The sequence below is a fragment of the Metabacillus niabensis genome (assembly GCF_020524345.1).
Taxonomy (GTDB): domain Bacteria; phylum Bacillota; class Bacilli; order Bacillales; family Bacillaceae; genus Metabacillus; species Metabacillus niabensis_B.
Genome location: NZ_JAIVLH010000006.1, coordinates 1 through 15,023, shown reverse-complemented (window position 1 = coordinate 15,023; position 15,023 = coordinate 1). Strand labels below are relative to the sequence as shown.

General features: G+C 37.2%; 15 protein-coding genes and 1 pseudogene. 3 read left to right on the top strand and 13 right to left on the bottom strand.

All coding sequences use genetic code 11. The features are described from left to right. Nucleotides 1-7 precede the first annotated feature (7 nt). The 7 genes from LC095_RS08980 to LC095_RS08950 form a co-directional block, all read right to left on the bottom strand. Complete coding sequence (locus tag LC095_RS08980; protein WP_226527870.1) at nucleotides 8-1,729, bottom strand: adenine deaminase; 1,722 nt, start codon at nucleotides 1,727-1,729, stop codon at nucleotides 8-10. A 16-nt stretch (nucleotides 1,730-1,745) separates the two neighbouring features. Beyond that, nucleotides 1,746-2,810 (bottom strand): ABC transporter ATP-binding protein, encoded by a 1,065-nt coding sequence (locus tag LC095_RS08975; RefSeq protein WP_226527869.1) that lies wholly within the window; start codon nucleotides 2,808-2,810, stop codon nucleotides 1,746-1,748. A gap of 70 nt (nucleotides 2,811-2,880) precedes the next feature. After that, nucleotides 2,881-3,669 (bottom strand): ABC transporter permease, encoded by a 789-nt coding sequence (locus tag LC095_RS08970; protein ID WP_226527868.1) that lies wholly within the window; start codon nucleotides 3,667-3,669, stop codon nucleotides 2,881-2,883. 6 nt (nucleotides 3,670-3,675) lie between these two features. Then, nucleotides 3,676-4,497 (bottom strand): ABC transporter permease, encoded by an 822-nt coding sequence (locus LC095_RS08965; RefSeq protein WP_226527867.1) that lies wholly within the window; start codon nucleotides 4,495-4,497, stop codon nucleotides 3,676-3,678. Between the two features lie 24 nt (nucleotides 4,498-4,521). Further along, entirely contained in the window at nucleotides 4,522-5,451 is a 930-nt protein-coding gene (locus tag LC095_RS08960) for a nucleoside hydrolase (protein WP_226527866.1), read from the bottom strand. Between the two features lie 131 nt (nucleotides 5,452-5,582). Continuing rightward, nucleotides 5,583-6,626 (bottom strand): ABC transporter substrate-binding protein, encoded by a 1,044-nt coding sequence (locus tag LC095_RS08955; protein ID WP_226527864.1) that lies wholly within the window; start codon nucleotides 6,624-6,626, stop codon nucleotides 5,583-5,585. Between the two features lie 192 nt (nucleotides 6,627-6,818). Then, the gene (locus LC095_RS08950; RefSeq protein WP_264195978.1) at nucleotides 6,819-7,184 is read right to left on the bottom strand and encodes a DUF2294 domain-containing protein; all 366 of its coding nucleotides are present in this window, start codon (nucleotides 7,182-7,184) and stop codon (nucleotides 6,819-6,821) included. Between the two features lie 376 nt (nucleotides 7,185-7,560). Here LC095_RS08950 and LC095_RS08945 point away from each other — a divergent pair. After that, nucleotides 7,561-7,902: pseudogene (locus LC095_RS08945) on the top strand (ATP-binding cassette domain-containing protein); the annotation flags it as partial. Nucleotides 7,903-8,173: 271 nt separating this feature from the next. Here LC095_RS08945 and LC095_RS08940 read toward each other — a convergent pair. From LC095_RS08940 to LC095_RS08915, 6 genes are all read right to left on the bottom strand, one after another. Beyond that, nucleotides 8,174-9,016: an STAS domain-containing protein gene (locus LC095_RS08940; protein WP_226527863.1), complete on the bottom strand. Its 843-nt coding sequence runs from the start codon at nucleotides 9,014-9,016 to the stop codon at nucleotides 8,174-8,176. Between the two features lie 22 nt (nucleotides 9,017-9,038). After that, nucleotides 9,039-9,671 carry a response regulator transcription factor gene (locus LC095_RS08935; RefSeq protein WP_226527861.1) on the bottom strand — a complete coding sequence of 211 codons (633 nt, stop codon included), beginning with the start codon at nucleotides 9,669-9,671 and terminating at the stop codon, nucleotides 9,039-9,041. Continuing rightward, nucleotides 9,664-10,710, bottom strand: a complete 1,047-nt coding sequence (locus LC095_RS08930) for a sensor histidine kinase (RefSeq protein WP_226527860.1) — start codon at nucleotides 10,708-10,710, stop codon at nucleotides 9,664-9,666. Before LC095_RS08930 ends, LC095_RS08935 begins: the two co-directional genes overlap by 8 nt. Beyond that, nucleotides 10,707-11,441 (bottom strand): cell wall-active antibiotics response protein LiaF, encoded by a 735-nt coding sequence (liaF, locus tag LC095_RS08925; protein ID WP_226527859.1) that lies wholly within the window; start codon nucleotides 11,439-11,441, stop codon nucleotides 10,707-10,709. The genes LC095_RS08930 and liaF overlap by 4 nt, the downstream gene beginning before the upstream one ends. Nucleotides 11,442-11,688: 247 nt before the next feature. Next, complete coding sequence (locus LC095_RS08920; RefSeq protein WP_226527857.1) at nucleotides 11,689-12,336, bottom strand: PspA/IM30 family protein; 648 nt, start codon at nucleotides 12,334-12,336, stop codon at nucleotides 11,689-11,691. A 21-nt stretch (nucleotides 12,337-12,357) separates the two neighbouring features. After that, a complete protein-coding gene (locus LC095_RS08915) occupies nucleotides 12,358-12,705 on the bottom strand; it encodes a flagellar basal body rod protein (protein ID WP_226527851.1) in 348 nt (115 codons plus the stop codon). A gap of 223 nt (nucleotides 12,706-12,928) precedes the next feature. Between LC095_RS08915 and LC095_RS08910 the strand changes: the two genes are divergently transcribed. After that, nucleotides 12,929-14,467 carry an FAD-dependent oxidoreductase gene (locus LC095_RS08910; RefSeq protein WP_226527850.1) on the top strand — a complete coding sequence of 513 codons (1,539 nt, stop codon included), beginning with the start codon at nucleotides 12,929-12,931 and terminating at the stop codon, nucleotides 14,465-14,467. Between the two features lie 140 nt (nucleotides 14,468-14,607). After that, nucleotides 14,608-14,757, top strand: coding sequence for a hypothetical protein (locus tag LC095_RS08905; protein WP_226527849.1), 150 nt, complete (start codon nucleotides 14,608-14,610; stop codon nucleotides 14,755-14,757). The last annotated feature ends 266 nt before the right edge of the window (nucleotides 14,758-15,023 follow it).

The window sequence follows — 15,023 nt, the reverse complement described above, 5'->3', positions numbered from 1 at the left end:
CAATTCTCTACAAACGATCCTGATTCACTACAAGAGATACTACTTTTCCTTCATTCACATTAATCAACCCATTATCGGTTATTTTTAGAGCTGGACTAACCGGCAATGATAGCGTACTTAATGACATAATGACATTGTAATGCTGATAACCTAAGGATTTAATCGCATGAGTTAAATGCTCAACCTGCTCGGATATCTTATCAAATGGCTCTTCAGAAAGAATTCCGCCTACCGGAAGAGGAAGCAGCGAAAGAATTTTTCCGTCTTCTACGCAACAAATTCCACCTTGCTTCTCAATAACTGCATTTGCAGCGAGCAACATGTCCTGCTTATTCTTTCCTACTACTAAAAGGTTATGGTTATCATGAGAGTAAGTCGTTGCAACAGCGCCTCTCTTCAAAATATCACCACTGATTAGGCCAAGGGCTGAATTACCGTTCTTGCCATATCGTTCAAATGTTGAAATTAAACTATAAGGACTCTCTTCCCAGCACAGCTTTCCATTTTTCACTTCAAGCTCATCATGCTTTTCTTCCGTAAAGGTTGAACCATCCTGTACGTTCATAATCCTACATAAATAGTGACCGTCAGCAAGTGGAAGCTGGAAATCAAAGGAGTCTTCATTGAGCTCTCCAAGTTTCACACTTTGATAAAAGGAGTCTGGAAATTGTCTACCCTCTAGAGTTTGAACATAAGGTTGCAAAGAATCATAAACTAGTTCGCCTTTTTTATACACCTGCTCAATCTCAAAGCTTTTCAAGTTATCTACAAGTAAAAAATCGGCAACCTTCCCTGGAGCAATAGCTCCCCTGTCATACATTCTCATCCGTGCAGCAGGTGTATACGTACATGCATAAATGGCTTTTTCCGGCGGCATTCCCATTTGAATGGCTTTCTTTAGGAGAACATTAAGATGCCCCCTTCTCTCAAATGAGTCAGCCATGACATCATCTGTCACAAAACAGAAATGCTCGTCCACATTCTTTTCTATTAAATAGTCGATTACCTCTTTGGTCATCGATTTTTCTTGTATCTCAAGGAACATTCCTGCAGCAATTCGCGCTTCCATTCCTTCTACTGTTTGATGGGTATGATCTGAATTCACTCCCGCATAAACAAGCTGCTGCAGTTCTAAATCAAGCAGTTTTGGAACATGTCCTTCAATAATAAAATCGGGATAGTTAGAGCGGATATGGGTTAAAATCTGATTTGTTTTACACTCAGGATCAGTTATAACTTCGTAAAAGTTCATGATCTCACCTAAGCATTTAATACCTTCCATTTGCATCAGCTTATCGATATCATTAATTTCAATCGAACCACCAGTTGTTTCCATCGATGTGGCGGGAACAGAGCTTGGAATGGCGTAAAACATATCCGCGATACAATTCTTACTTGCCTTAATCATTTCCTCGACACCAGAAATTCCGAACACATTGGCCATCTCATGTGGCTCAGGAACTATCGTGGTAACTCCATTTTTTATTAACCCGTAGGAAAAAGTAGCTGGCGTCACCATCGTACTCTCAATGTGCAAATGAATATCGATGAGGCCTGGAATCATATATTTCCCTTTCCCATCAATGACTTGACACGGTTTAAAGGTTTCTAATTCACGATCTCCAATATAAAAAAAATTTCCGCCCTTAATCGCTACATTTGCTTCCACAAATGATTTAAAATAGCTGTTATAGACAAGGGTGTCTTTTACTAGCATATCGATTTCCATAACTTGCCCTCCTAAGCTAGTCAACAAGCACCATCTGGTCTTTTGGAATTTCAAGTACGATTTCTTGACCAGTACGATAAGGTCTCAACATTTCCTTATTTACAGTGAAATCACCTATAGCTGTTTCGATATCATATTGATAACTTCTCCCTAAATATGTGACAACCTTAATCCGACCAGATAAACTGTTTTCTGGAGCTTGTTTGGTACTTTCTTTATCCTGAATGACTAAGTTATCAGGTCTAATTGCACCTGTTTTTCCAGAAGAATTTTGCATTTTATCATCCTTATGAATAACAAAAACTTGACCAGATTTACTAAGCTCAATATGATTTTCATGGTCTACTCTTTTATCAAATTCAATGAAGTTTTTAAAGCCAATAAAGTCTGCGACAAATTTGGTTTTTGGATATTTGTAAATAGTAGCCGGATCACTCAGTTGTTCAATAACACCTTTATTCATAATTGCGACCTGATCAGAAATAGAGAAGCATTCCTCTTGATCATGTGAAACATAAACGGTTGTAATCCCCAGCTCCTGCTGAATACGGCGAATTTCCACCCGCATGTTCACTCTTAAATTTGCATCTAGATTACTTAAAGGTTCATCAAATAGAAGTATATCTGGTTCTATTACCAACGCCCTTGCAATGGCAACACGCTGTTTTTGTCCGCCGGAAAGTTCAGATGGAAATCTTTTTTCAAACCCAGCAAGATTAACGATTTCCAATACATTCAATACACGTTTTTCGATTTCGCTTTTTGATACTTTCCTTAAGCGCAGACCAAATGCGATGTTATCAAAAATCGATAAGTGTGGAAATAATGCATAATTCTGAAACACAAACCCAAAGTTTCGCTTGTTGACCGGTACTTTCGTATAATCTTTATCTTTAAATAAAAACTTCCCTTGATTCGCTTGTAAAAATCCGGCAATTAATCTAAGTGTCGTTGTTTTTCCACATCCGCTTGGACCCAATAGAGAAACAAGCTGTCCTTTTTCAATTTCCAGATGAAAGTCTTTTAAAATATTTTGTTTATTGTAAGCAACAGAAATGTCTTGTAATGTAAATAAAGCCATCTAAATCATGACCCCCTTTATCAATTTTCATAGAGAATGCCCCTTCCTCGAGGAAACAGGGAGAGGGAGTTCATCGGTTTGTAAAATATGACAATCCCATGAGTCTTTCAATCATAAACATAAAGAAAGCTGTTAGAATCATAAGCAATACTGATATAGCTGCAACTGTAGGATCAAAATAATTCTCTACATATGTCAGCATTTGAATCGGAAATGTACTTACTCCGGGACCCGTCATAAACACTGAGATGTCAACATTATTAAAGGATTCTAAAAAGGCAATCATAACAGCTGCTATAATCCCTGATTTTATATTAGGAAGGACTACTTTAAAGAAAGTTCCCAGCCTGCTTGCCCCTAAACTCTGAGCTGCTTCTTCTATTGAAAAATCAAAGGTAGACAAGCTTGATGAAATAACCTTGATCACGTATGGAAGCATAATAACGGTATGACCGATAAACAGACTCGTATATATCGGAAGCTGATATGTCCCAATAAGGAAACGCAAAAACGCAAATCCAAGCACAATTCCCGGAATCAATATAGGAGAAACAAAAAGACCGTCTATCATTGTCTTTCCTTTAAAGGTAAACCTGCTTAATGCATAGGCAGCAGGAATCCCGATTAATAACGCTATAAGATTCCCTGCTAGTGAAACAAGAATTGATGTTTGAAACGTCGTTAAGAACATTCTTACTTGAAAGATATTTTCGTACCATTTAAATGAAAATTCTTCTGGAGGAAACTTCAAAATACTTCCATTTTCAAATGACGAAATTGAAATAATTAGTAAGGGCCCTAGTAAAAATATAAATACCAGGCAGGTAAACAGGCCCAATCCTCGATTTTTTTCCTGCATACACCTCTACCCCTTTGGATTTAATTTCTTTGCTAAACCATTCATCATAGCAACAACTAGAATGGTAATCACAATCATAATGGTCGCAACGATTGATGCAACATGCCAATCATTAAGTGTCACTGCATTTTGATAAAGAAAGGTTGATATGACACGTTGTCTTCCTCCCAGTAACGATGGCGTTGTATAAGCCGTAAAGCTTCCTACAAAAACAAGAATACTTCCCATGACTAAACCAGGAACGGAAAGCGGCAAAACAACCTTTAAAAATACGACAAATCTTGAAGCACCTAAACTTTCTGCTGCTTTTAATAAATCGAGCTCGATATTTTCCATGACACCTACAAGCGTAATGATGATCAAGGGTAAAAACAAATGAACTAAACCAATAATAATAGCAGTTGGTGTGTATAAAATATCAAGCGGCTCATTAATTAAGCCAATACTTATCAGTACATTATTCAATAAGCCGTTTTTTCCAATAATAATCATCCAGCTAAATGAGCGAACAACTGAACTCGTTAATAATGGGAAAATTGTCAATAAAAGCAGAAGCGCCTTTTTTCTTGGTCCTAATTTTGAAATATAGTAAGCCGCCGGAAAACCTAATAGTATACAAATAATTGTCGTAATGACACTAACTCTAAGAGTTGTTAATAGAATATCAACGAAATACTTATCTTTGAAAAAGTCAAGGTAACCTTGAATAGAAAATCCATTGTCAGTAAAAAAGGTCGTTCCAATCGTTAGGAAAATTGGAATGATCATAAAAATTGTTAAAAATAACAATCCTGGCAACAGCAATAGATATAGATAACGTTTTTTCATCTCTAAACCCCTGTTCCAAAAAAATTATGAATTAATTATGCGAATAAACAGGTCAAAAAACGCCTCCGCATTAACGTCTAAACAAACCTTTACATTCGGTGGCTTCATAAGTCGATGTTGAAAATCACATACGATCTGGCCATCACAAAGCTCACTTTTTGTCTCCACATCAACATAAAATTTTTCTATTTTGACAAGGTCCGGTTGTAGAGCAACGGCCACTGCCAAAGGATCATGCATGGCACAAGCCTTCACTTGATTACGTTCAAAATACCTTTTCATATAATCCGATGTGCTTTTTTTGATATAGTCTGCAAGTGCACCGTTTTTCATTAATTTTAGATGTTCTTCTGTTAATAAAGCCTTCCTTGTAACGTCCAAGCCAACCTGTGTTATGGAGTCAAAGCCTGCTTGCAATACAATCTTTACTGCCTCAGGATCGACATATGCGTTATATTCAGCTGTTGGTGTTACATTTCCAACTCCTCGTACAACACCGCCCATAAAAATCACTTCTTTTACATGCTTAACCATTTGCGGGCATTTCTTCACCGCCAGCGCCAAATTTGTAAGCGGCCCTGTCATCACTAGAGTAACTTCTCCGGAAAAACTCAATACAGAATTAATGATGAAATCTGAAGCAAATCCCTCATCAGGCTGCTTCTGAACCTGAACATCTTTTAATGCTCCACCAAGTCCGTCTTCCCCATGAACCCTATGCTCAAAAAAGGACTTCCTCATAATTGGAGCTTCAGCCCCTTTGATGACGGATATTTCTTGTTCATCTAAAAGATCCAGGATTTTGCATGTATTTGTTGTAGCCGTCTCAAGAGAAACATTCCCATTTACTGTTGTAATTCCTAAAATATCAAACTGACGACTTTTTACTGCAAGGATCAATCCAATTGCATCATCTATACCAGTATCAACATCGAAAATGATTTTATTTTTCATCAATTAGACCTCTTTTTCTAGTGTTACAAAGGATAGAACCTACAAGCTATAAGCAGATAGGTTTGAGTTATAAGAAATGAGTCAGTCAGAGTGATGATGATCATATTCTGACCGACTTTCGTTTCTAGCTATTATTGTGCAAGTTCACGATTCCAACGATCGATCCATTTTTTTGAGTTTTCATTAATAAACTTCATGTCCAGCACATGTAAGCTATTGATGACATCTTCTCCATAAGTTAAGCCCTGTGCTTCTTCTTCCGTAAGCTCAACATCAAGGTTAACCGGTGAGTCTACTTTTTCCTTCGCTGACTTTTCTTGCACATCTTTACTTAAAATATAGTTAATAAATTCTTCTGCTAATTCTTTTTGATCACTGTCCTTCACAACATTCACAGTATTCATAACTGCATATCCTCCTTCTTCAGGAGAAACAAATTCAGCATTTGGAACAGCCTCTTGTAAATCACCAAAGTACATTTCCATAATTGGACCTGCAGCAATTTCACCTTGTGCAAACATATTAACAAACTCAGATGTTTGTCCATATTCTTTTACAACATTAGGCATAAGCTCTTTCAATTGACTAAAAGCTTGATCTTCATTAAACTCTTGATTCCCACTGACCTTGGATGCAGCATCTAAAAACATTGGACCTGTTGTAGTAGAGATTCCAGGGATTGTCATTTTACTTTCTAATTCTGGTTTCCAGAGGTCTTTCCACGATGTGATCGGTGCGTTTACTTCATCTGGATTATACGCAATACCAAATTGTGCAATTGTATACGCTGGTCCATATTCTTCACCATTAGGAGTTTTTGCTTTATCATAGATTTTTTCAATGTTTGGGATATTGTTTCGATCGATTGTTTCAAATAAGCCATCGTTTATTCCTTGCTGTGCATAGTAATCAGAAAGATAAATAACATCAACCTCAGATCCTTGACGAACTTTGTTCAAGCGATCCGCATTGTTTCCAGTGTCTAAAACAATTTTCACATTATGTTCTGCTTCAAACGGTTCAAATACTTCGGCACGGAAGAAATCCTCGGCAAAACCCCAAGTGGAAATAACTAGTTCTTTAGGATCTTCATTACTTGCAGAATCTCCATTCGCGCCACACGCTGTTAATACAAAAAGAGATAAAGCGACAAGAAAGCAAACTATTTTTTTCATTAATAAAACCTCCAAATTTTTATTTTTAGGATTCCCTAACTTAGTAAATAAAAAAAAGACAATCTTAAATAGAATAAAACAAACATTCTACCCAAGATTGTCTTTCCTTGTAAACAAAGATTAACTTATCGTGTGGTTATATTGCGGCGTTCCCCTTAGATAAATCCAAGTGGGAAATCCATTATTTTAATGTTACTTTAATATAATATTCGTAAAGGCAAGTTGTGTAGCTGAGTCATAATCCCTAAGAACGGCTTCAACTTCCCAATCAGTGTGTTCTTCTAGATTTTGTCGTAATTTCTTTTTAAATAGAAGCGACAGATGAAAATCAACTTCCTGCTTTAAGCTCGGTACTTCTCCTTCTAATGCAGCAGATCTTGAGGCTCGGCGATGTTTAGCTTGAAATGTAATCACATTTTTATCAACTGATACCTTTAGCAATGTCGTCCCAACACCAAACAATTCCTTAGATACCTCATTATACATATGAGATAAAACTTTCTTTGTTTCGTTAGAGTCACTCGGATAAATGTGAATCACCTTCCAAATCCGTTTCATCTACTTGAATTCATGATGATATATTAGTTATTATACGGGTTTTACACAAAAAATAAAGTACTTTTTTATAAAAAAATTTATTTTCTAATTAGAACACGAACAATATACCAAAAACCAACCCTTTACCTTCCTGTTTTTATTTTTATAATATAATATTGACTCCCGCTCGGGACAGAGGTTCCTCCGTCCCACTTTTACCAGTAGCAGTATAAAACAATCAGTAGTAGAATGATGCAAGATACTGTTTTATTTTTGGGGGGATGTAAGGATATGAGTCTTTTATCTATCGATAATCTTAGCCATAGCTTTGGTGATCGTACATTATTTAAAGACGTATCTCTTCGCTTATTAGCTGGTGAGCGCGTTGGTCTTGTTGGAGATTGACGATGTGTGGAACGCATTCCCTCATCTTGATCAGCATCAGGTTAGAGCATTGCTTGCACGTGCAGGCTTGAAGAATGAACATATTTCACGTCCGTTAACACAACTAAGTGGTGGAGAACAGGCAAAAGTCCGTCTTTGTAAATTGCAAATGAACGAAAGCAATTGGCTACTCTTTGACGAGCCGACAAACCACCTTGATGTTGTTGCAAAAGAAGAGCTAAAACGTGCCATTAAAGCCTACAAAGGAACAGTTGTCCTCGTCTGCCACGAACCTGACTTTTATGAAGACTGGGTAACGAAAGTATGGGATATTGAAGAGTGGGCAAATAACTAGAAAAGCGCAAGCGCCTTGGTCATCGCCGTACAAACTGGAGGAGCATCAACTAAAGATTTAGGAAACACGGTAAGCGAACCGATGTTGACTCATCGCAGGGAGATGATCTGAAGTTTGATAGGCGATAGGCGCTGGCAGTCTAAATTCGCGACGTCAATCTCCAAGACTGCACTTGCACATCCTGTGCTTCGGAGCTAGACACCAACACTAAGTACAAAATGATATAATTTCTTATCTTGTAAAAAAAACGCAGATTTTGTGATCTGCGTTTTTATTTTTGTACATATAACTGATCCAAAGCATTTGCTAACGATGCAGTTGTTTTAATTTCTCCAAAATCAAGCCCAAGCTGAATCGCTGTTTGTGCAATTTCAGGTCTGATTCCAGATAAAACAGCTGTAATACCAAGTAATTTCAATGCTCTTATAAGACTAAATAACTCATGTGCAACCATTGTATCAATAATCACAACACCTGATAAATCAATACATAAATGCTCGACATCCAATGCGGCACATTGTTTTAATGTATTTTCAATAATCAGTTTTGCTCTTGCTGTGTCAATATCTCCTATTAAAGGAAGCAGAGCTGTTCTGTTTTGAAGGGAAATAACCGGTGCACTTAGTTCATTAATGACTTCTTTTTGTGCTGCAAGTTGTTTCATCGTATTCTTATGAGCTTCATCAATATAAATGTAAATAGATAGATGACAAATCTTTCTCACTTTTTCTAACCAAAGGAAAAGTCTATCAACATCGATTTTATCCATATTTTGTTTGTAGAATTCTTTAATATAAGATATATAAACTTCCTGCGTTCTGGAAAACTCTCTTACAACATAATGCACAGGTGTGTTTAAATGTTTCTGATCGCGCGCTAATTCCTCTGACCATTTAGTAAACTCACTGAAAAACTTTCCTTCTTCTTCTTTGAAAATTTTATGTAAATGTAGAAAATAATCTTGATTCTGCTCCTTTAATGCTTTGATTACCTTTGGGTCTTTTGTAGAATAAACGGAATTTGGATCATCATCTTCTACCAGTCTGTACCAATCTTCTGTCATTTGCCAGGAGTTTTTTACTAGATATTCGTATAGCTCTATATTTCTATGCATTTGATGTCTCTCCCTACAATTTTTATTTTACAAGTGAATGTTTAAAAGCATATATAACCGCTTGTGTTCTGTCTTGCACATCAAGCTTGCTTAATATATTACTTACATGTGTTTTAGCTGTTTTCAAGGCAATAAATAATTCATCGGCAATTTCCTGATTTGTTTTTCCCTCAGTCATAAGCATTAAGATTTCCATTTCTCTTGAGGTCAATTGATCGTGCAGATGAACTGTATCTTTTTGGCGCATTTTCATCATCATTTTTCCTGTTACTTCAGGCTCGAGTATGGACTGACCATGAAGGGTGGACCGCACCGCGTTAGCAATTTCACTCGCTTTTGATGTTTTTAACAGATAACTTGTTGCGCCCGCCTCAAGAGCAGGATATACCTTTTCATCATCAAGAAAGCTTGTGACAATGATAATTTTCGCTTCCGGCCATGCATTCATAATTTCCTTTGTTGCTTCGATTCCATCCATTTCATTCATGACTAAATCCATTAAAATCACATCCGGACGAAGCTCCAGACATAGCTCCACACCTTTACGTCCATTATCTGCTTCCCCAATTACTTCAATATCCGGCTGTGCAGATAGATAGGATGAAACACCGATTCTCACCATTTCGTGATCATCAACAAATACAACTTTAATCATTTTCTTCACCACACTCTTCTTCTAAAATTGGAACCTTTACTTCTAATCGTGTACCTTTATTTTTTAAGCTGACTATTTTCATAGTTCCACCTATTTCCACCGCTCGCTCATACATATTTTGTAATCCATAAGAGCCGGATTTTCCATCTTCCTGATCAAATCCTATCCCATCATCTGTTACACGCATAATCACAAATTCATCCCGTTTTATCAGCAGAATGTCTAGTGAAGTTGCTTTAGCATGTCGCAAAGTATTAGAAACAGATTCTTGTAAGATCCGAAATAAATGGTCCTCGACCCCTTTGTCTAAAGGAATCGGTTCTACTTTCCATTTTATGTTCATTGTGACCTTTTGCATTAGTTCTACTAAAAGCTCCTGAATTCCTTCTTGAAGAGACTTTCCTTTTAATGCAACCGGACGCAAATGAAGTAATAACGCTCTCATTTCAAGCTGTGATTGATGAATAGTTGCTTCGATCAATTTTAGTTGTTTTGTTTCCCAATCGTCTGACAAAGGCTTTGACTCTGTTACAGCTGACATCATCATGGATGCAGCAAACAACTGCTGACTAACAGAATCATGCAGCTCTCTTGCCAGCCGGTTTCTTTCCTGGGAGACCATCTCCTGAATTCTTCTCTCCTGGTCCTCAGCCTTTTCATTGGCAATCTTTTGTGATAATTTTGTTTGCTCAAGCATTTGCTTTTGAATTTTTATTAACTTTGTTTTTATATCTTGGATATCCGGCAATTGATGCTGTTCGGTTAGAATAGGTTTCCCCTTTGAAATTTCTTGAATATCCAAGTCAATCGAGCGTATATGTTTTTTCCAGCTAAAACCGGTAATAAACCCAAAGCAAACACCCGCTAAAATACTCACACTTGGTAAAATATAAATAAACGGTAAATCCATTACGTTACGGGTCCATAACTCTCCCCATTCATGTAAAGGAAAGGCCATAAAAAAAAGCAGAGAAAAGATAACAAATGTAATAAGTGTAAAAATGGCACTGCTGATAATTTGGCGCTGAAGCATGCTCATACTCTTTTCACCTCAAGCTTTCCTGAAATAGCTGAAGTGAAGATTTTCACCTTTTGATCGGCTTCTTTATATTGTGCAGTCTCGTAAACGACCGTCTCATTGACTACCCGCTGTTCAGATTCTTGAAAAATGGCGATTGTCCCTGCCATTGTAGAATGATGGATATGAAGTTCCACCTCATACGGAATCAAAATTTGAACATTTCCCACTAAGCTACGAATGACAATAACAGCTTCTTCCTTCGGCAAAACAGTATCACTTAAATCAATGACCGTATTTCCTATTCCGACTTGAATATTTATATCATTCCATTCATATGCATGTTCAGGTGACTTTTGGCTGGAAAAAAATTTATTCTCAAAGATTTTTTTCCGTTGTATAAACTGACCGGTTTCAACGGTTTCTTGAGGCTCAATAATAACCGGTTTCACTTGCTTTGGATTTTTTTGTGTTTGAAAGAATTGGACTATAAAATAGATAAGCAGTACAAATAAAAAATAGCGAAGAGTAATCATATTCAGCACGGTCATAACAAGCCAGATCCATCCGCCCCAATACAAGAGCTTTCCTAGAAAACGAGGTCGCCATTTCCGCCCTAAATAAATACTGCCAATTGAGAGGAGAAAGGTAACAATTAAGCCACCATTAAAAAATAATACCTCTAAAAGAAGGAGGAGAAATCCTATTAAGATGATCCAATTTAAGTAGTCTGAATTTATATTTTTAAACACAAGGCATTCCTCCTTCCTGTTTATGAAGAGTTACTGAAGATTAAAAAGCGGAAGCGTCTTGACCAGCCTTGGGCAAATAAGGCAATTTGGAATAGAAGGCGTTCCTTATATTCAATTCCAAATTGACTAGACCCTAGAGGAGCTGGGCGCTGGAGCTAGACACCTACACTAAGTACAAAATTTTATACTATCTTACAATTTGAAATAAGGCGCAGAGATCTACGCCTTTTTAGAATACCATGTTGTCTTATGATATTGCATTTGTTTCTTCTGTTTTTACCTGTTTTTCTAATGCAGCAATTCGCGCATCGATTGTACTGCGGTGGTAATCCTGATTCACTTTTTGCTCAAGACGGTCAAGATAGCTCTCCATTTCCTCAAAACGAGTGAAGGCTTTTGTTGAAAAGCTTCCTTGATCCACTACTTTGTTCATACGGTGATGCGCACGTGCAATATTTTCTCTGCCCATCAATTCCATTCTTTTTATATGCATATCCTTTACTTTATGCTTCATTTCCTCATACTTTTGTTCAAGCTCTTCAAGCTGGCGAGTTGTTTGCTGACGTGACTCCTCTAAACGAGCAACTCTTTCCTCATAATGAGATTGTTCTTTTAAAGCAAATTCATATAGCTCTGTTTCCCCTGCTTTAAGCGCAATCTCAGCCTGGCGTTGACGTTTCTCAGCTAAATGAACAGCTTCATTATACTCCCGATTGAACTCATCTTTTAATAAATATTGTCTTTCAACAAGCTTGCGCACTTTTTCTGTTTCAGCTTCACATTGTCTTAAATAATGATTTAGGACTGCGATTGGATTTTTTTGTTCCTTTTGATCTAAAGCCTCGTGTAAATCTGCCGCAATAGTTTCCTTTAGTCTTGTAAAAATATTAGCCATGATAAATCTCTCCTTTTTTAATTATAAATTCCCTTTTAAGTCATTCCATTCTTTTTCAAAATTAGTGAATGGGTCAGTACTTTCTTTCATCTTTTTCGATGGTTTGTTCCAGTTTTTATACACTACGTATAAAACGTAGATTGCTACAAATCCTAAAATGGCTGGAAGATTTGAAGCTGAAGCAAACAGGGCAATAACTCCAACGATTGCGCAAACGACTTTCGTAAATGTTGAATCAGTTTTCAAAAATCCTTTGTACGCATAGTACATGATGAGAAGGCTTATCCCTAAAGCAATCATCGGGGCCAGATTTGAAAGCAGCACCATAACAGCCACCCCACCAAGTAAGACATAACCAAACTTCTTCATCTTTTTTCCTCCTTTTCTTTTTCTAGCATAAGAGTTTGTGTTCTTATGCTGTGCTCCGTTTCTATGTCTTTATCTTACCTACATTCTGATTTTCTCAAAACGAGCCTCAGCTTTATTTTGATCTAAGACTTGAGACGTAGTAAGGATCAGACTCTCTTTGATTGCATGTTTTGACAGTTGTTAGGGAAAAATAAAGGAAGAAATAAACATAGGAGGCCTTTCGATGACAGAAGAATTTCCACAAGGTAAGATGCCATATGAACCAGAGCCGTTTTGGAGAGAATCTACTCAGGTCCATTCTTTTTCTCCTTTGACGATTGATACGGAAGTAGACGTTGCAATTGTTGGAGGAGGTATCACAGGCATAACAACAGGCTATCTGCTTTCAAAGCAAGGCATGAAAGTCGCTATTTTGGAAGCCGATCAAATTTTAAATGGTACAACCGGCCATACAACCGCAAAAATAACCGCCCAGCATGGATTAATTTATGATGAATTTATTCAGCATTTAGGGGAAGAAAAAACGAAACAATACTACCAAGCGAATGCCGATGCACTTGAATTGATTCGAAAAACTGTTGGAGAGCTTCAAATAGAATGTGATTTAACCGAAGAAGATGCCTATATATATGCCATCAGTGACCAATATGCGAAAAAAGTCATGAAAGAATATGAGGCTTATCAAAAGCTGGGTATACATAGTGAATTTGTTGATCACATCCCTTTTTCTATTGATATAAAAGGGGCAACAGTAATGAAAGCACAGAGTCAATTTCATCCTCTCAAATACTTAAAAGTACTTGTTGATGAAATTGTGAAAGCTGGTGGTGAGATCTATGAAAAAACAACGGCGACTGACATCGATGAAACAACACCTAAACCGATGGTCATTACCCGTGAAGGTCGCCGGGTCACATGCAAATATGCAATTGCCTGTTCACACTTTCCTTTTTTTGATGGAAAAGGATTTTATTTTTCACGATTACATGCAGAGCGTTCATATATACTAGGGATTACCGCAAAACAAGACTTCCCGGGTGGAATGTATTATAGTGCTGATTCACCGACACGTTCATTACGATACACACCTATGAACGGTGAAAAGCTCATATTAGTTAGTGGAGACGGGCATAAAACAGGGCAAGGAACTTCCACACACAAGCACTACAAAGCACTTGAGCAATTTGCCGAAGATGTATTTGGAATTGAAGAAATCAAATATAGATGGTCTGCACAGGATTTATACACTTTAGATAAAGTTCCATATGTTGGACCAATTACTTCCAACAAGCCAAACATCCTTGTCGCAACAGGTTATAGAAAATGGGGCATGACAAATGGTACAGCTGCAGCGCAACTCCTTGCAGACCTTGTTTTAGAAAAAGAGAATGCTTATGAGGAGCTCTATAGCCCTTCACGTTTTTACGCTGATCCTAGTATTAAAAAATTCCTTACACAAAATCTCGATGTTGCAGGCCACTTAATTGAAGGAAAAATTGATATCGCAGATAAGCGCATTGAGGATATTGGATCTGATGAAGGCTCTGTTGTTGTGGTGAATGGTAAAAGAGCCGGCTGCTACAAAGACAAGGACGGAAATATTAACCTTGTTGACACAACATGCACACATATGGGCTGTGAAGTAGAGTGGAATAGTGGTGACCGTTCATGGGACTGCCCTTGTCATGGATCAAGATTTTCAGTGACAGGAGATGTACTGGAAGGTCCTGCGAAAAAACCGTTGAAAAAAGTGGATATGTGATTGGAAAAACATGCTAGATGAGTAAGACAGCGCAGTCCTTTATGTGAATTTTTAACAATGAAAAAATCTCTTCTCTCTTCATGTTCCTCTTCAATATGGATAAGCTAAAATTAACACTATTAATAAGGAGATGACCCAGCATGAAGAGAGAACAAATGGAAAAAAACCAACCACAATCGTATAAAGGAAAAGTATATCAAAGAAAATCTGAAGCCCTTTCGGAATATAACCACACACTCGCTGACCAACCTCTTCCACAACCTAAAGATTATGAAGAAATCGAATATTGACACCCTCTAATAGGCCATGAAGGACAATTATATTCCTTATTCTGTGAGTTTTGTCCTTCATGTGCTTTATGAAGGATATTTCTGTCTTTGATTCGGATTAGTTTGTCATTCATATACCTTTTGAAGGACATTTCTCCTTTTGCTTTGAGTCAAGTCCTTATTCTTGTGTAAAAGTGTCAACAATGGTTTTCAATTTATTTTAAAAATGTGTATGGTGAGCAAGATTATTTCGAATTTACATTGAGGGGCGGGCGTGATAGCCTGGA